This window comes from Brevibacillus sp. IT-7CA2, assembly GCF_949767855.1.
Lineage (GTDB): Bacteria > Bacillota > Bacilli > Brevibacillales > Brevibacillaceae > Brevibacillus.
Map to the genome: position 1 here is coordinate 57,373 of NZ_CATKQT010000006.1, position 17,387 is coordinate 74,759.

Annotated in this window: 17 protein-coding genes and 1 pseudogene; 2 read left to right on the top strand and 16 right to left on the bottom strand. The window is 47.0% G+C overall.

Going from position 1 to position 17,387, the window contains the following annotated elements; genetic code table 11:
* Positions 1-269: 269 nt before the first annotated feature.
* Positions 270-902 carry an isochorismate family cysteine hydrolase YcaC gene (gene ycaC / locus ACM6JA_RS04045; protein WP_173611483.1) on the top strand — a complete coding sequence of 211 codons (633 nt, stop codon included), beginning with the start codon at positions 270-272 and terminating at the stop codon, positions 900-902.
* Between the two features lie 861 nt (positions 903-1,763).
* Here the strand turns inward: ycaC and ACM6JA_RS04050 are convergent.
* The 10 genes and pseudogenes from ACM6JA_RS04050 to ACM6JA_RS04095 form a co-directional block, all read right to left on the bottom strand.
* Entirely contained in the window at positions 1,764-2,309 is a 546-nt protein-coding gene (locus tag ACM6JA_RS04050; protein ID WP_007727684.1) for a hypothetical protein, read from the bottom strand.
* 319 nt (positions 2,310-2,628) lie between these two features.
* Positions 2,629-2,928: a YolD-like family protein gene (locus ACM6JA_RS04055; protein ID WP_238543351.1), complete on the bottom strand. Its 300-nt coding sequence runs from the start codon at positions 2,926-2,928 to the stop codon at positions 2,629-2,631.
* A gap of 433 nt (positions 2,929-3,361) precedes the next feature.
* Positions 3,362-4,525: a DUF3800 domain-containing protein gene (locus ACM6JA_RS04060; protein ID WP_414851302.1), complete on the bottom strand. Its 1,164-nt coding sequence runs from the start codon at positions 4,523-4,525 to the stop codon at positions 3,362-3,364.
* 213 nt (positions 4,526-4,738) lie between these two features.
* Positions 4,739-5,364 (bottom strand): annotated as a pseudogene (locus ACM6JA_RS04065) (virulence-associated E family protein).
* A gap of 604 nt (positions 5,365-5,968) precedes the next feature.
* Positions 5,969-6,175: a hypothetical protein gene (locus ACM6JA_RS04070; RefSeq protein ID WP_414851303.1), complete on the bottom strand. Its 207-nt coding sequence runs from the start codon at positions 6,173-6,175 to the stop codon at positions 5,969-5,971.
* A 34-nt stretch (positions 6,176-6,209) separates the two neighbouring features.
* Positions 6,210-6,425, bottom strand: coding sequence for a hypothetical protein (locus tag ACM6JA_RS04075; RefSeq protein WP_414851304.1), 216 nt, complete (start codon positions 6,423-6,425; stop codon positions 6,210-6,212).
* On the bottom strand, positions 6,422-6,553 hold the full coding sequence (locus ACM6JA_RS04080; RefSeq protein ID WP_414851305.1) for a hypothetical protein: 132 nt from the start codon (positions 6,551-6,553) through the stop codon (positions 6,422-6,424). Before ACM6JA_RS04080 ends, ACM6JA_RS04075 begins: the two co-directional genes overlap by 4 nt.
* A 394-nt stretch (positions 6,554-6,947) precedes the next feature.
* The gene (locus ACM6JA_RS04085) at positions 6,948-7,130 is read right to left on the bottom strand and encodes a hypothetical protein (protein ID WP_414851306.1); all 183 of its coding nucleotides are present in this window, start codon (positions 7,128-7,130) and stop codon (positions 6,948-6,950) included.
* A 587-nt stretch (positions 7,131-7,717) separates the two neighbouring features.
* The gene (lepA, locus tag ACM6JA_RS04090; RefSeq protein WP_007727695.1) at positions 7,718-9,535 is read right to left on the bottom strand and encodes a translation elongation factor 4; all 1,818 of its coding nucleotides are present in this window, start codon (positions 9,533-9,535) and stop codon (positions 7,718-7,720) included.
* 114 nt (positions 9,536-9,649) lie between these two features.
* The gene (locus tag ACM6JA_RS04095) at positions 9,650-9,802 is read right to left on the bottom strand and encodes a hypothetical protein (protein WP_414851307.1); all 153 of its coding nucleotides are present in this window, start codon (positions 9,800-9,802) and stop codon (positions 9,650-9,652) included.
* A 136-nt stretch (positions 9,803-9,938) separates the two neighbouring features.
* Here ACM6JA_RS04095 and ACM6JA_RS04100 point away from each other — a divergent pair, with 136 nt between their 5' ends.
* Entirely contained in the window at positions 9,939-10,817 is an 879-nt protein-coding gene (locus tag ACM6JA_RS04100) for a GNAT family N-acetyltransferase (RefSeq protein ID WP_414851308.1), read from the top strand.
* Between the two features lie 54 nt (positions 10,818-10,871).
* Here ACM6JA_RS04100 and ACM6JA_RS04105 read toward each other — a convergent pair whose 3' ends face one another.
* From ACM6JA_RS04105 to ACM6JA_RS04130, 6 genes are read right to left on the bottom strand one after another with little or no spacing between them, the layout of a single operon-like run.
* Positions 10,872-11,876, bottom strand: a complete 1,005-nt coding sequence (locus ACM6JA_RS04105) for a hypothetical protein (RefSeq protein WP_414851309.1) — start codon at positions 11,874-11,876, stop codon at positions 10,872-10,874.
* On the bottom strand, positions 11,846-12,394 hold the full coding sequence (locus ACM6JA_RS04110; protein WP_414851310.1) for a sigma-70 family RNA polymerase sigma factor: 549 nt from the start codon (positions 12,392-12,394) through the stop codon (positions 11,846-11,848). Before ACM6JA_RS04110 ends, ACM6JA_RS04105 begins: the two co-directional genes overlap by 31 nt.
* Positions 12,395-12,451: 57 nt before the next feature.
* Positions 12,452-13,465 (bottom strand): methyltransferase domain-containing protein, encoded by a 1,014-nt coding sequence (locus ACM6JA_RS04115; protein WP_414851311.1) that lies wholly within the window; start codon positions 13,463-13,465, stop codon positions 12,452-12,454.
* Positions 13,466-13,471: 6 nt separating this feature from the next.
* On the bottom strand, positions 13,472-15,646 hold the full coding sequence (locus ACM6JA_RS04120) for a CocE/NonD family hydrolase (protein WP_414851312.1): 2,175 nt from the start codon (positions 15,644-15,646) through the stop codon (positions 13,472-13,474).
* A gap of 24 nt (positions 15,647-15,670) precedes the next feature.
* Complete coding sequence (locus ACM6JA_RS04125; protein WP_414851313.1) at positions 15,671-16,714, bottom strand: dipeptidase; 1,044 nt, start codon at positions 16,712-16,714, stop codon at positions 15,671-15,673.
* Between the two features lie 22 nt (positions 16,715-16,736).
* Positions 16,737-17,387, bottom strand: a complete 651-nt coding sequence (locus tag ACM6JA_RS04130) for a helix-turn-helix transcriptional regulator (RefSeq protein WP_414851314.1) — start codon at positions 17,385-17,387, stop codon at positions 16,737-16,739.

The window sequence follows — 17,387 nt, forward strand, 5'->3', positions numbered from 1 at the left end:
TAAAACAGCCATATACGCCTTTGATCGACCTCGTTATTTTATTGTAACACAGTAAATGAGAGAATCGACTGCAAACATTGATACAGCAAGCATTTGTAACAGCTTGATTATCATAGTGTATTTTTCTATATCGAGTCAAACATGATAGGGAAGCGCAGGAATAAAACAAAATCTATCGTTTTAAGCAGTTTGTTCAAATTCGTGAATGAAACTTTTCATTTCGAATAGACATGTTAGAGTTGTTACTTGTTTTTGAGGAGGATTCTTAAATGACTGATCTCTATTCCCGTATTTCTAAAAATGATGCTGCTGTTCTTCTGATTGATCATCAAACCGGCCTTATCTCTGGACTTGTGCGTGATTACGGGGTTGATGAATTCAAGAACAATGTTCTGGCTTTAGCAAAGACCGCGAAATTTTTCAATTTGCCTGTCATTCTTACCACGAGCTTCGAGAGTGGTCCAAACGGTCCATTGATCAGGGAACTCGTCGAACTCTTTCCAGACGCGCCTAAGATTGCTCGTCCAGGACAGATCAATGCGTGGGATAATGAGGATTTTGTAAAAGCGATCCAGGCAACTGGCAAGAAGCAACTTATCATTGCTGGTGTGGTTACCGATGTCTGCGTAAGCTTCCCCGCACTTTCCGCTCTTCATGCAGGATATGAAGCATTTGTCGTCACCGACGCTTCTGGCACTTTCAGCAAACAGGTAGCGGAAGCCTCGTTAATGCGCATGGCACATGCAGGCGCGCAGCTTATGAACTGGTTTAGTGTAGCGTGCGAGCTACAACGGGATTGGCGCAACGACGTCGAAGGTTTTGGTGCTTTACTGGCTGCCCACCTTCCCGGCTATCAAAATGTAATCGAAAGTTATCAAGCGCAGAACGAACTTGTCAAATAGAACCCACTTAGGGGTACCTCCATATTATTGGCGGTACCCCTTGCTATTACTTGCGTCCCTCATCCACCAAAAAGAAAGACGACAGAAGCAAATTTGAAAATTCTACCTGTATCGTCGCATTCTACATCCCAATTCATACCGTTAACCTTTGAGTGACTTAGGTATGACGGTAAAAAAATCCCCCACCATTTTGCCAATGTGGTGGCAGTACGGTGGGGGGAGCTGCTACTTCTTATCATTCATGCGCAATACAGCCATAAATGCTTCTTGTTGACCCAACGCATCATAATGCATCGTATCAAATCGAAGCGTATTCTGTAAACGTTGATGTGACAAGAATTTGTGAAGGCTTCAACATCATAGTGTATTTTTGCATATCGAGTCAATCCGTCATCTATCCACCAGAAACGGTGGCTGTAGGGTGGACAGATATTTTCAGCTATACTATATATATATATATATAGATAGATAGATTAATGAAGGAATAAAAACAACCCGCCCAGAAAAATGAGGCGGGTTGTTTGCTGCTATAATCCCTCTGTTCAGTTTATGCACGCCCGTTCGCCTGCTGCTTTGCACTGTATAGAAAATCGTAAGCCTTACCTAACATTCAGTTTTTAAATGATGCACATTGTAGACGCACTCTTCCTACCGGCCTCGAACAGTCACAAGGACACGGTATAAAAAACCAACAGGTGACTGTTGAGAGTGTATCTTGCCCCCGAACCGCCCGAACCAGCTCCGGTACTCATGGTGTTTCCGCTCTACCCACATCGAAACCATATCGAGCAGTATGCAAGTTGACGAGTTTGGTCAACAGTTCGTCAACAAATCGTCAACTTGCAACGAGCTCCGGCACACTTAACTGGCGCCTTTACTATGTTCACTAGTTAATGTTGTTTCATGACTAATTTGCTCATCTTTTTTTACTACCTCTTCCGTGTTTTTCTTCTGTACTTTTTTTAACTCAAGCACTTGGTCAAAAGCTACTAGATGGGGGCCAATTTCTTTTTCATATTTCCTTTGAGGGGCACGCTTATAGAGTCCCCATCCAATTAGTGTTAGTATCCCTACCATTATCAGAATAGAAAAAGCAATCCTTACTGAGTTGTCCATTATAAGTTTATAAGCTTCATTTATCATCTTATAGTCTTTTGAAACATTAACAGACCATCCAAATGCCAATATAGTAGCAGTAACAAACCAGCCTGCCAGATTACTTACTGTGGTCAACAATCCACTCATTAAAAATGAAATATCGAGTTCAAAATTGGTTTCTTTCTTATATATGTAATGTGCGCGCATAACCCAAAATTCTTCCTGATTTCTGTCGTACATTTCACTGTACTTTGAGATTAACTCTCTAAAGGTTTCTTGGTTTACATTTTTTATTTTCTGATTGGTCACATTATCCCCCTATTGAATGTATCAGTCTTTTTAATTGTAATGTTATAGTAAATATAGATACTTTTAACTATTATAAGTTCTTTCTCATTCTATTGGGTGGCTTGTTTGGTAATTTAATAAGGCGTCTTATTCAAATTTCGACCACTATTAAATGATTATAAAATTCTGATTTTTTCAATTACTTCATGCATTTACTTTTGTAATTCCATCAATAGAATCCACTTGCTATCTTCATCATTTACTAGTTTAATCCGCCCGCCTTGCTGATCACTCCATTCCACTACTACCCACATGCTACAGGTGTTTCCGATCCCGCTTTTTACAGGCCCCACCCTGTTACTGTAATTGCGTAATCCTCTCGAGCGGAATCCCGGATAATATAATGAAAGGATTCCAACTCATCCTGCTCTATATCTGGCACAGAGATCAGTTTCTCATCCTCTTTCATCTGTAGATACAATTCCCGTTGTTCCGGCAATACAAACCTCATTGACAGCGGACTTGTTTGCCATCTACCCGGCTCCTTTCTCTCCCATGCTTCAAGAACGGCCATGGTGTCAGGTTCAGAACGCTGCCCTTCAATGTAATCCTCTTTAGCTAGAACCTCCAACACAGTCATAATCCCTCCACGATTCCGTCCCGTCTTGGATGCACAATTCATCCACAGTTGGAGTCCTGCGCCGACCAGCCGAATAATTGGCGATTACACGCAAGATTTTTCGCTCGATATCAGACAGCCCGCTTCGGTCACCACCAGTTCAACAGCAATGATGTTTTCGATGGCAAAAACCCTTGGCGCTCTCCGGGTTAAACAATAAGCTTTCAGCCGATCCTCTAAAATCCCCAGTGTAAGCAAGAGTTGTTTCGTTGTTTGGCCCTGGCTACCCAGGTAAATGATTTGGATGTTTTTCTGTTATGTTATAGCACGTTGTATCTCCCAAACCACTTCGTTCGCCTCTGAAACCAGAACATTTGTTCCTGTTTTTATAGGAAGTAGCAACGTGCAAATAAAAAAACCTGGCTTGTCGTAAGCCAGGTCTGAATCATACAATTTATTCGAAGAAATGTACCATTGCGAAGTCTTGAGATTGATCATTCTTAGCTCCCAAATCCAGCCGCAATAACTCTAAAACGTATTCTGCAAAGTGGTCTTTATGATTTCCCTCACCTTGCTTTGGATGGTTTAGTACCCGTGAAATACATCCAGTGTACAGGTCTGCCATCTGGATGTATACGTTTTGGAATGAGGGAACCGAGTTAAAGAGGTCAAGGGTTAGCTGATCATCGAATGCCAATCGAAACTGGGAATGCAAATGTTGCTTTAGTTTTGTTTCATATAATGCTTCTTGACCATCTTCTTCATCCTTGAAGAAGTTTACGATTCGCGGCAAAGCAAGACGGCCATTACTTACTTCATGTTCAATGCCTTGATGGACAACTTGGTAATGCAAGTCCATTATTATCTCATCAATCGGTCTTTTTATTTTCGTTTTATCTACAACAACAGCTTTAAAGCCTAGTGCGTCAGAGTTCTTTATCACCTCATCGAAGAACTCCTTATACAAGTCTAATTGATGCTTTTTCATTTCTGTAAAATGAAATTCATCTTTTGCAGAAAGACCTTTCTCGGTTTTCCATTTTGAGAAATGGTCCCTTACTTGTGTTTGCCTTGCCTTATTGATAACCCAAAGACTTCCGACAATAGCAAAATTGCCTGTTTTTCCACTTTCATCACAGTACATTGAAATAAGCGGAATTTCCGGTTTTGTTGCTAATTGCATTTCTTTTTCTGTTTCTTGTCTACTGCGACGAGATACTTGAACTTCTTCGTCAGCTAAGAACATTTTGAATTCGTTTTGGATTTTTGCTCGGGCTCTTGCAATTGATGTGAGCCTCTCAAGCTTATACATATCTTTTGGATCAATTACTGACCCGTTGTATATATCACTCTGGAATACTTCCCAGTACCGAGTTTGTAAAGTGATATCTGAATTCCGAGTTTCCTGGTAATGGTTTAATACGGAAGCAACCCGCGTAAGAAGATGATCCATATTACCTTGTGCCAGTTTCGAAACAAGGTGTTTCCTTTCTTTTTCTCGTTTTTCAAACTTTTTCTTCTCCTGTTCACTTACCTTGTTGTCTTCACTGTGCGCTTCAACTTCTTGTTCAATCGGTTCCGCTAATGTTACATCATTTGGAGTAGATTCTTTGGTCAACTGGCACAGCCTCCAATCTGGTGTAAATACACAGTTTTACATATTATAGCACTATTTTCCTACAAGAAAAGACAAAAACTAATGATTGGGGGCTGTTGACAAAGACTGCTTGATAAATATTTATCTTTCTTTAATCTGGTTATAGAAAACCTACTTCATTATTTCAGGATGCCTGCGGTTTCTCGCAAATCATAAGCTGCGAAATGCGCCGTTCTACACGCGGGTCATCCTCCAAGTGAAGCCCTTGAATGCGTCCAGCCTCGCGGTCAACTCCGGTGATAGGACAAGCTCCTCACCAGATTTGTATGCCTGTAAAGCCTCCGCCCATATCTGGCCAATTTCATACTCAGTCAAATCGGCGAAGACGCTTTTTGTCCGCTTGTCCGGCTCCACGTTAACGGGCCAGAAGCGTCTATTCCCGGTCGGGTCCTTCAAGAAGTTCCAGTTATTTGTCGTTCCGAAAAACACGCACTTTCGCGGGAAATCCGCAATAACACGATCATAGGCAACCCGGTATTTATCGCTGCGCTTGGTAATGAACTGCTTGATCTCGTCTACCTCTGTTTTGTACATTCCGGCCAATTCCCCGAACTCAAACACCCATGCCGACTGTAGATGCTCTCCTGCCTCTTTGGTGTCAAAGGTTTTCAATGAGTCACTGAACCAGCGCAGCGCCAGGATTTGAATGATCGTGCTTTACCGAATCCTTGGGGGCCAACCAAAACCAGCATAAAATCGAATTTGCACCCAGGTTCATACAAGCGCTTAACGGCTGCAATCATCATTTTGCGGGTCACTTCGCGCACATACGGCGTATCAGCAGACCCGAGGTACTCCACAAAAATCCGGTCAAGACGCGATACTCCGTCCCACTTCTACGCCTCCAAATATTCGATAATCGGATGAAAACGGTTGATATGCGCCACCTCCGTAAAAGCATTTTTCAATGTTGTACCTGACTTGATTTCATACGTTTTGCCGAATCAGTGTTCAAGCCTACGGTCATCGGCACCAAGCCATGGCTCATAGTCTTCATATGGCCGTTCCCGTCCTCGCCAGGGTAATACCTTTCGGATGACCTCCGTATTACCGAAAGCGTAGTATGCCAGCACGCCTTTAAATGGGCCATGGCTCAGGATGATGTCTCCGCTTTCTTGGCCGTTGGCAACAGAAGTCCGGTCTTCTCATGAGTTTTCAGCTTTCCTATCCAATCAACCTCCGGCTCCTTGTCGTTCTGCCTCTGTTCCAGCAAAATCGTCCGATAGCTCCGCCAAGCCCTCACGTTTCACTTGCGTATCCTGTGTGGCAAATGCGGTCATAGCTGTAAAACTCGGAAGCTTACTCACATTGGTTTTTTCACTGGCCTTGTCATCCAGCTTGCCGAACTTGTGTAGCCTTACAAGGTCAAAAGCGTTTATCTCTCGACCACTACACGGGTCACTTTCATGGTGGGCTGGTCGTATATGGCAAAGGTATCTTCGCCATATACGACCAGCCCACTATAACTCTGGAGCCAACAAAGGTAAAGCGAGACAAGCTGTCATCCGCTGGTTCGTATGCGTCTGGCAGAAAGGTTGCTATCGCCTCGCTGATCGAATAGCATCGGCAAAATGCCCCTATAACGCCTTGCTTTGATCGCGGGTCTTCCATCCGCTTTGCCGTCTGTCCCTGTGCCTTATCATCTTCACAGAGTGGTGATCACACAATCGTCGTATTGAGCCAGCACGGCATCTACATTAACAGGATCGCCCTCGTAAACTTCTAATACTGGTTCAGCATCTATGGAACACGACGGTAGATACATCAAACGGTGGACATCAAATGTCGTCTTGTCGAAGTCTGCTAAGCCAATTTGCTCTGCCAGCTTGCGACTCACGGCAGCGTATTCGTCCGGGCTCATTGCACGATCAAACGGTACTTTGGCTTTTTGGGTCGGTGGCTGTGTGTGGAGTAGACAACATAAGCTGAACCACCAAGCACGAGCTCCATAGTGAACAGAAAGTCCTCGTTGGCATGATCGACGTCCAATGTATCAGGCTGCGAGTGTCGACGTTCTCTTTTTTCCGACGACAGCCCCGGACAAGCCCGCCCACAAAAGCAGGCCCGTCTTTAATCTTGCCACGGTCAATGTTGTGCATCTTGTTGTACTGAGCCATCGTCTCAGACGTCCGGCGCACCTTTCGCAGACGGTCAACGAACTCTACCCACGTCAGGTATTCCGGCTTCCAATTCGTGTCCGCACGATGCTTGCCGAATGATATATCAAGTTCGATGTCGTGCATTGGAGGTTCACCCTTTCTTGCAAATTATTTGAAACTGTTTTATTATTTAACTAGTACAAGGTTGCCACCGGCGTTGGTTCGATTCCAGCACTCTCCTGCCTTGCGGCTCTAATGCAAAGCAACTGGTTCCTCGCAAACTTTTATTCAGGTTTGCTCGGAGCTTCAATTGCAAACATCTTCTCTCTTTTACCAAAGAAAGGAATGGTGCTTATGAGCGCATTGATTACCTTGTTGTCCCTGGTGGCTTGTGGAGAGTTAGTGTAATTGGAAGCACGGGTTAACATAAGAAACTCAGGGGCAACACCAAACGCTATGCCGTCCATTATGGGCGGCTTATTTTTTTGTAACGCAGCAATTCGTCACAATAATGCTGACATTTCACTTCACATCAACTCCTTAATTGAAGATTGAAATATTTTTAAAAAATGAGTAACATTAGGTCGAAAGGAGTTGTCCAAATATGTCTTTACAGCCACTTTTTAATCCCGATTGTCAGGTAGTTCTGATTGTCACCAACCAATAATGATTCCCAACTTAGTTCTAACTGTCCACCAGATTGTAACTTACCGAATCCAGAATTCCCGCCATCGAATGAAGTCCCTCATCCCCCAACTCCTGTACCACTGCCCCCAATCAATCCACATCCACCAGCGATACCACCTGTAACCAATCATCCACATCCACCACATCCTTGGTGATCACTCGATCCTCCCCAAGGTCGAGTTTTCATGTCACCAGAACGGAATATGCCAAAAAGAAAGACGACAGAAGCAGATTTGAAAATTCTGCCTACGTCGTCGCATTTTATATCCCATTTCATGCCGTTAACCTTCGAGTAACTTATGTATGAAAAAAAAATAAATCCCCCACCATTTCGCCCATTGGTGGCTTTTTGGTGGGGGGAGAGCTGCTACTTCTTATCATCCATGCGCAATACAGCCATAAACGCCTCTTGTGGTACCTCTACGGAACCGACAGACTTCATGCGCTTCTTTCCTTCTTTTTGCTTTTCGAGCAACTTGCGCTTACGCGAGATGTCCCCACCGTAACATTTAGCAAGAACGTTTTTACGCAACGCACTGATCGTTTCACGAGCGACAACCTTTTGTCCGATGGTCGCTTGAATCGGTACCTCGAATTGCTGACGTGGAATCAGTTCTTTCAGTTTTTCGCAGATGACTTTTCCACGAGGATAAGCCGTGTCTTTGTGTACGATAAACGACAGAGCATCCACCACTTCGCTGTTGAGGAGAATATCCATTTTCACCAACTTGGAAGCCTTGTACCCAGCTAGCTCGTAGTCAAAGGATGCATAGCCTTTTGTCCCCGACTTCAGCATGTCAAAGAAATCGTAAACGATCTCCGACAAAGGCATGTCGTACTTCAGCTGCACACGGGTCTCACCCATATACTGCATGTCAAGAAACTCACCGCGTTTACCTTGGCACAACTGCATAACATCACCGACGTATTCTTTCGGCACCATGACTGTCGCCGTAACGTAAGGCTCCTCGACCATTTCGATCTTTTGCGCTTCCGGCATTTTGGACGGGTTGTCGATTTCGAATACTTCGCCGTTCGTTTTGGTAATGCGGTAAATAACGCTCGGCGCTGTGGTAATCAAATTAATGTTGAATTCCCGTTCGATCCGCTCCTGGATGATCTCCATGTGCAGAAGTCCCAAGAAACCGCAACGGAAACCAAAGCCAAGTGCTTGGGAAGTCTCCGGTTCAAACTGCAGAGACGCATCGTTTAGCTGGAGCTTTTCCAATGCATCGCGCAGATCGTTGTACTCGTTTGTTTCGATTGGGTACAAACCGCAGAAAACCATCGGGTTGATCTTGCGGTAACCAGGTAGCGGTTCAGAAGCAGGGCGACTCGCATCTGTAATGGTATCCCCCACACTGGTATCTCCCACTGTTTTAATGGAAGCAGCTACGTAGCCTACATCTCCAACCGTCAATTCTTCTACTTGCGTTTGGCGTGGAGTAGATGTACCAATTTCGGTTACCTCAAACGACTTGCCAGTCGCCATCATCTTGATCTTCATACCCTTTTTCAAGGTTCCGTTGATGACACGGATGGAGGCAATAACGCCACGATACGCATCAAAATAGGAGTCGAAAATCAAAGCTTGGAGAGGTGCATCCGGGTCTCCCTCTGGAGCAGGTACTTTTTGCACAACGGCTTCCAGTACTTCTTTAATCCCGATACCCGCTTTGGCAGAAGTCAGAACCGCATCGCTGGCATCCAGACCGATCACGTCCTCAACCTCTTGCTTCACGCGCTCAGGCTCTGCACTCGGCAGGTCGATCTTGTTCACAACTGGAATGATCTCCAGGTTGCTGTCCAACGCTAAATACACGTTAGCCAAAGTCTGGGCCTCGATCCCTTGTGCCGCATCCACGACCAGGATAGCCCCTTCACAGGCAGCCAAACTGCGGGATACTTCATACGTAAAGTCGACGTGTCCAGGAGTGTCAATCAGGTGGAGAATGTATTCCTCACCGTCATCTGCTTTATAGTTCAAACGCACGGCATTCAGCTTAATCGTAATCCCGCGCTCTTTTTCCAGCTCCATCGTGTCAAGAAACTGGGCTTCCATCTCACGTGCAGTCAAAGCACCGGTCAGCTCCAAAATGCGGTCTGCCAGCGTTGACTTTCCATGGTCAATGTGGGCGATGATGGAAAAATTTCGTATCCTTTTTTGTCTTTCACGACGATCCATGTGTTGTTCGTTCCCTCCCACGCGAATCCATTCAAACGTTCAGATTGCGCCTCGCAAAAAATACACTAACAGTAATTATAACAAACCGATGATATAAAGAGCAACCAAAGAGAATCAGGCATTTGCCTCCTTTTTCTCGTATCCAAACTTTTCCTGTGCTAAAGTGGTAAATAGCATGGGGTGGTTGGAGTTACCATTTGTCAAAACGGCGGTGCTTTCAACGAGCTGACTCATTTTCATATGCATGTCATCCCACGATTTCATCATGACGGGTTCGCGTGGAGCGATCCTTTGTATGAGCATGGAGCCGAAACGCGCCTTGCAGCTACTCGTATAAAAACGGCGAAAGCATTAACTAATCTATTAGGCTTTACCGCCATGAACACAAAGAGAGAAACGGAGAATGATCAAAGTGAACAGCGTTGACTCTTGCTTGCATTGCTTGACGGTATCGGATATTCCCGGACTCATTGCCTTATCTGATTCCGTGGGCTGGGATTACGACGAATCGGAAATTCGCACAATTCTGTCTATCGGTACCGTATTCGGTCACAAAGATGCGAGTGGCACCCTACTTTCAAGTGCGGCTATCATCCCGTACGATGACGAGCTTGCCAGCATTGGTATGGTGATCGTCCATCCCTCGTCACAAGGCAAAGGATTTGGTCGCCAACTCATGCAGGCGTGCATGACTTCTGTTTCTACCGATACAACGATTATGCTTATTGCGACTCCAGAAGGAGAGCTAATGTACAAAAACCTCGGGTTCCAGACAGTGGACCGTATTCGAAAGTTTATAGCTGACCGCTTTGTGCCTGAAGCATCACTGGAAAACGAAGCCAATGATGAGTTTAAAATTGTACCAATGGAGTTGGACGATCTCTCGAGCGTGGTTGAATTGGATAAAGCAGCACTGGGTAGCAGACGCACTCATTTTCTCGAGACACGCATGAGACAAGCTACTACCTGTCTGGTAGCTAAAAATCGCTCCGGCAAGATTATCGGATATGGCTTCGCCGTTCAAGGCCCGGTCAATCTTATCGCGGGGCCGATTGTCGCAGAAAATGCCAGCATGGCTGAACACATTCTGTACAAGCTGACACAACATCATACCGGACGTGTGCGGATAGACGTACCGGATGAGCAATCAGCGTTTCACACTTATTTGGAGCAACACGGCTTCACACAGGTTTCCCATCCGCCAGTGATGGTTGCGAATGCTGAAAGCCTGCCACGCCGTGCTGGGACGTACTGGGCGATAGGTGCTCAAATATACGGATAGACATGAAAAGCAAAAAACGGGCCTTCTTTTCGGCAAAGGTCCGTTTTGTCATTCTTACTTTGTTTTTGATCGATTGTGAACTAGTTCCAGCACTTTAGGTGGAAATAGTTTTTGCAAGCTGCTCTGGTAGTTGCTGCCGTCCTCGGGCATTTCGAAGTCGGTTACCCGATAATCTTTTCCATTGTAGACGATTTGAAAGACCATCGGTGCACTGAGCGCGGAAGAATTGCTACCCGCTATTTTTACCCAAGCGTATACGGTTCGCTTCGCAGCATCTGGCGCTTCCACTCCGAGGAGCTCGACGTTAATCTCGCGATGTTTTCCCAGCCACACCAGCTCATCACTTTCCGTCTCCAAATACTGCTGAATGATAGGCTCAACCAGTTGACGGTTCGCAGGTGCTATCCCTTTTTTCACCTCGACAAAAACTTGTCCGAGATGTTTGCCTCCCGATCTTACTTCCAGCTTCCATTTTCCCGGTTCAGGCAACACGATCCCTGATGGAAAATGACCATCTGCATCGTATAACGGGTCCATAACCTCGTAGCTGTCCAATGACAGACGGGTCCCATCGGTGTTGTAAGCAGTGATCTCTACTTTTTGTGCATAGTCCCCATTCAACAGCCATATCACGCGCTGCGTCTGCCCTTCGTAGAAACCGTCCTGATCTGTCATGATGCGGACAGGCTTTTCTCCCAAATAAGAAAAGGACTGATTGTCGTAAGTGGAAGACAAAGAAGGCGACAACTTCCACAAATCCGCTTCGACGATTTGGCCCCCTGGCAACAAGGAGGGTACTTGTGTCTCTTGTTGTGAAGGTCTCCCCTCATGCTGTGCAGATTGTCTCTCCTCCTGAATGGGGAGCCCGAACCACAATAGCAAGCCCATAGTCAGCACAACGCCCGGCAAGGCTAGCTTCCTCCAGCCAGTCATCCACCCAGTCCCAGGCCTCACCCTCTGCCGCACTCGTTCTTCCATCGATGCAGTGAACTGTACATCACGAAAAATGGTCTGATCTGCCCGTTCCTTTAAGTCCGTGAGCCATCGGTTTTCGTCCATTCCCAGTCCCTCCCCTCTCCCATACTCTGCCGAAGATGCTGTCTGGCCCTATGCAACCGAGTTCTGACTGTTCCTTCCGTTACTCCTAGCACCTCAGCCACCTCTCCGATGGATAAATCCGCATAGTAATGAAGGGCAATCACTTGGCGATAGAGCGGAGGAAGCTGCAACACTTCTGCTACGAGCTGGTCCCTCTCGGCTTGATCGAGCACAAGACTTTCTGTAGAAAGCTCCCCATCCTGTCTAATCCACGAGCGGGGAAGGATATGGCGAAACGACCAAGAACGCAAATAACCTTTGCACTCATTAACCGCGATTCGATACAACCACGTGTGCACACTGCTCTCCTGCCGAAAGCGGGGAAGATGCCGATACACCTTAACGAATACATCTTGGGTAATATCCTCTGCCAAGCTACGATCTTTGACCAGAAAAGCGACGAGTCGAAGCACGCGGGTCCCATATTCCCTCATGATTTGTTCAAACGCAGCATCTGTCGTTGGCTGCAATTTTTCCAAGGGCGCGACCTCCTTCACTCGCATTCATACTGGTTAGATGCAGCAGCAGACGTTTTGTTACAAAGTGGAGGAAGATATTTTTTTCGCCAAAATCGTCCAGCGAGTAGCTCCACCCGGTGTCCCGACAGGTTCAGCGAATGGATACCCTCCATGCTGCCAACGATCCATATCATAACCCTCGTCCGCTTGAATCGACTCGAAGTCTTGCTTGTGGAATACATTCTCTTTGCTATAAGTGACGTGAAAGCCTGATCCTTCCAATAACAGCTCAAGCTCTGTAGGCAAAAGCAGTGCCATCTCGCGCTCTACACGATACCTCGGCTGCTCAATCTGATCAAGAAAAGTCTCATAAGTAAGCGTGTAGCGGAACTTTTGATCCAAGAGCGAGGTTTCACCCTCTACCTTTTGATATACCATACGGTCCGGGAAAACGAATTTGCGTTGCATCGTTGTCCATTGATTTTTTACTGGCGGCAGGTGTAAGTCAATTGCCAAGGTTCCGTCCTCCGTTATGTAATCATGGATGACCGAAAGCAATTGACGTTGCTTGTCTCTACAGGTAGCCTGCTGAAAAATCCCTTCTGGAAGAAGTACATGCGTAAATTGCCGATCAAGCTCCAGCTCCCACATATTTTGTTCTACCAGCTCTAGCAGTTCTTCTTTCCCTTTTAACATGCGCCGTTTCTTTTTGGAGGCCATCTCCAGCATATCCGGGCTCCAATCTATCCCGCAGACTGACAAGTCATTCCGTGCCAGTTCAATGGCAATTCTCCCTGTTCCAACACCCAGCTCCAGCACGGATACTGGTGATTGCTCGGCTTCCCCCAGCAACCAGTTTCGATAAAAAGCGATGCTGGCTTTCCCGGCAAATTGATCGTAATACGTAGCTTCTACGTTTGTGTACTTGGTTTCAGGAAGCGGCAAGTGCCGACCTTCCTCGTCCATCCCGCATTCGGTACACACAGAACCTGCTAAATGAGGAAAAGGCACCCCGGGCGGGACGCCATTTTTCGTATCACCTAGCCACTCGTCGTAACGGAACTTGCATATTCTGCAACTGTAAATAGTCATAATGCTTTAGATACCTCCTGAAGATTGCTTGCTTCCCCCAGAACGCAAGAGAGGGAGCTTGATATGACTCGGATACTGGCTGTCATGATAGACACGTTGCGAGGCGATGACAGTCTCGGTTTCCGTTGCCAGATCGTTGCCTGTATTCGGATTGGGAAATGAGAAGTTCTCGGCGCCAGAAGTAACCGAGACGCGTATGCGGTGACCTTTTCGGAAGACATTGGCGATCTTGGTCATGCGAATCTCATAGCATTCGATTTGCCCAGGAACAAGTAGCTCGGGCTCCTCGAATGAGTGGCGGTAGCGTGCGCAAATAATCCCGTCCGATAGACGAATCGAATTGCCTTCCTCATCTACATCACACAGCCGGACCAGCCAATCTGTATCACGCGCTGAGCTGGATGCATAGATAATAGCTGAGATTTCTCCCGCGATGACGACTTCCTCTTCCAATTGCTCTGATGTGTAGACAAGGACATCTGCCCGTTCTTCCACATCACGATAGTTTTCCGGAACGCTGTTTTCATTCTCGGACAAATCCAGCAGATACGGTGCTGCGTCTAGCGGATCATAGCTATATGTATCCACCGCCTGTTCACCTGGGATAGACAGGGTCAGTGTTCCATCTCCGCTGCTCGTATTGGCGTTTCCCCCACTGCTCAGATACAGATTCGTCAGCGTCGTCTCCTCTGGCGGCCAAGTCTGCGAGGTCTTCCATTCGTTTTCTCCCACCATGTAGTACTCAACACGCTGCTCTTGATCGACGCCATTTTCTACTCCTTTTAAATAACGGTCAAACCAGCGGAGCTGTGTCACATCCAGATCGTAGCGGATTGCGTTGTTTCCAAAGGGCACATGATGGATTTCTCGTGTCGTATTCGCCTTGTGATACCACGGCCCCAAGATGAGTCTGGCGTGCCCTGGCACATTTTGGGCGACAACCTCCCACGATTCGCTCGTACCCATCCCGTTGTCGTCATACCAGCCTGATACGAGAAGTGCAGGTACCTTCACCTGATCCGCATGCCGTTTCCAGTCTGACATAGCCCAAAACTCGTCTCCGTCCGGATGTTCCATCCACTTTGTCCAAAACGGGATTTCTTTCCCCAGCACTTTTTGCGGGATTTCCTTGATCGGGCGCACCTTGATGACCTCACTCCAGTCATCCCGAGAGAGAGCCGCAACATTTCGCCGCTTTTCCGCCATCATGAAAATCCATGACAGACCACCAAGAATCGTTCCCCCTTTGCGTGGGATGTCCACGTAAGGTGTCCCTACTGTCACGTAGCTGAAAACCGCCTTCAGATGTGGATTTCCGCTTGCGGCCGCAGCCCACTGCACATAGCCCACATAGGAGCCGCCGAGCATCCCGATGTTGCCATTCGACCACTCCTGACTCGCGATCCAGTTGAGGCTGTCGTCTCCATCATTTCGCTCGTGAACGAGCGGAATCCACTCTCCCTCTGAATCTTCACGTCCGCGCGTATCCTGAACAACCAGCGCATATCCGCGAGCTACAAAGGGCAATCGGCGAAAAATGGCATCCATTCGTCCATAGGGAGTGCGCATGAAAATCGTTGGAACTCGCTGTCCTTCCGTCAAACCTGCGGGTAGCCAAATCTCGGTCGCCAGACGAATGCCATCTCTCATCTCTACATCATGCCTACCCAAATGATGTACACCGTAGTTAACTTCGGACAACTGAGGGTCCTGCCACATCGTGAGCGGCGTCAAATCCTCCCACCCTGTTTTAGCCAATACAACGCTATCGCCACGACCTGTCAGCACAAAAGCGATGACTTCGTTCTCACAAATGATCAAGTCAATCGGCTGCGCTGCTTCGCGCACCGCCCATATCCACGCTTGCTTTTGCCCTGCGGGACCTGTTCCTTCGATGGATAGGTGGCGTTGGTAGTGCCCTCCGCTTTCCGGAAACACGACTTGTTCGCTCTCCCAGTCGATTTGCTCCCATTCGAGCAGCTTTTGTGCCAGGGTGAGGAGAGGCAACTCGTAGGCTGCTTCCCCTTCAGCCAGTTGTGCAAACAGACCTTCAGCCGCACCACCCGTATCCCAACCTGTGCCCAGATGCCAAACTTCCCCATCCTCAAAGCGTATATCAGCTACCTTGATGCCAGATTGATAATAGCCAAATGAAGCTTGTTTGTGCCCAGTCTGTGCCATCCGTCATTCCTCCTGTTATCTGATCTACTTCCAGACTTCCTGATACACTCTGAGGAAATTACCACCCAAGATTCCTTCGATCTCTGCATCCGCGTACCCGCGCTTCATCAGCTCACGCGTAATTTCCGGAAGTGACGCATGGCCTTTCACTACATCAAATGGCATTTCTTTGGTTTTGGCAATCTTGTCCAAGGGCAAATATTTCGTCAAATCATCGCACAGGTCTAAGCCAATACCGATGTGCCTTGCACCGACAAGCTTTTTCATATAGTCAACATGATCAATCAGTCTCTCGATAGTTGCGTCAGCGCTGTTAGTGGCTGTGAACATGCTAAACGCATTCAGCCCGACAAGCCCATCCTTTTCCGCAATCGCTTTGATCTGCTCATCTGTCAAATTGCGCATCGTCGGCACGACTGTTCGGCTGTTGGAATGAGAGGCAATCACTGGCTTTTCAGCGATTTCCATCACGTCCCAGAACCCTTCGTCATTCAAATGGCTCACATCGATGACGATGCCCAGCTTTTCCGCTTCCTCGATGAGACGAACACCGAAATCGGTGATGCCCCCTTTTTTCCCTTCGCGCACCGGTGCAAAAAAGCTGCCATCTCCAACGAAGTTGCGCCGACTCCAAACCAGCCCCATCATCCGTACTCCGAGCTCATAAAAGACACGCAAGAGACTCAAGTCGTTATGTAGCGGCTCTGCCCCTTCCAACGACAGGATGAACGATACTTTTTGCTCTACTCTTGCCCGTTGCAAATCATCCAGATTTTTGGCGATGACGATGTGCTCGGGAGACTCTACCGCCTCTGCGTGCAGAGCGCTGATCTGGTTGAGCGCCTTTCGCAGACTCATCTCTGGTACAAACGCATCCTCTACGAACACGGCTGCCACGATGGAATGCACGCCACCCTTCTGGAACCGTGGCAAATACTCCGTCTCGATCATTTTGGTTCGACCGTATCCACGCTGAATCTCCACATCCATCAGCAGATCAAAATGCCCATCTAGAACGTGAACACCGTCATGAAATTTGCGCGCCTGTTCTCTCGTTACTTCCGTCATACGGGTCATCTCCCATCTTGTTCTATGGATTTTTCTTATCGAGATAGTTGTAAACCGTGAATTTGGATATATCCAACAAATCCGCGACGTATTGCACGGCTCCTTTGATCAAAAAGAGACCCATTTCATCCAACTGGTGGATAAATTGAATTTTCTCTTCTTTTTGCATCAGGGCGATTGGTTTGCCTGTCCGTTTCAGGCAGTCCTCTATCATTTGCTCCATTAAAGTCCCGACAGTCGGAGCGAAGCTCTCTTCCGCTTTTTCTGCCTCACGATTGTCTTGGATCACCATCATCGATTCGATGAATGATTGCGCCATTGCGAGATGAGTGATATCAAGATTGATGCACAGACTGCCAATGACTTCTCCTTGTTCATCCTTGATGTAAATGGAGCTCGATTTGATCTGTTTACCTTTGATGGTATCGTTGCGGTAGTTGAGGTCAAAAGCTTCTTCACTGACCTTCGCCGTACGTAAAGCTTGCAGTGCCAGATTCGTTACCGGTGAACCGATCTGCCTGCCACTGACATGGCCGTTGGAAATGGCAATGATCGATGAGGAAATATCGCCTGTCAGATCATGTAATACCACTTCACAATGCTCGCCAAATGTACGTGCCAGTCCCTCTACTACCGGAATGTAGCTTGCTAATATCGGATGTACGTTTTTCAT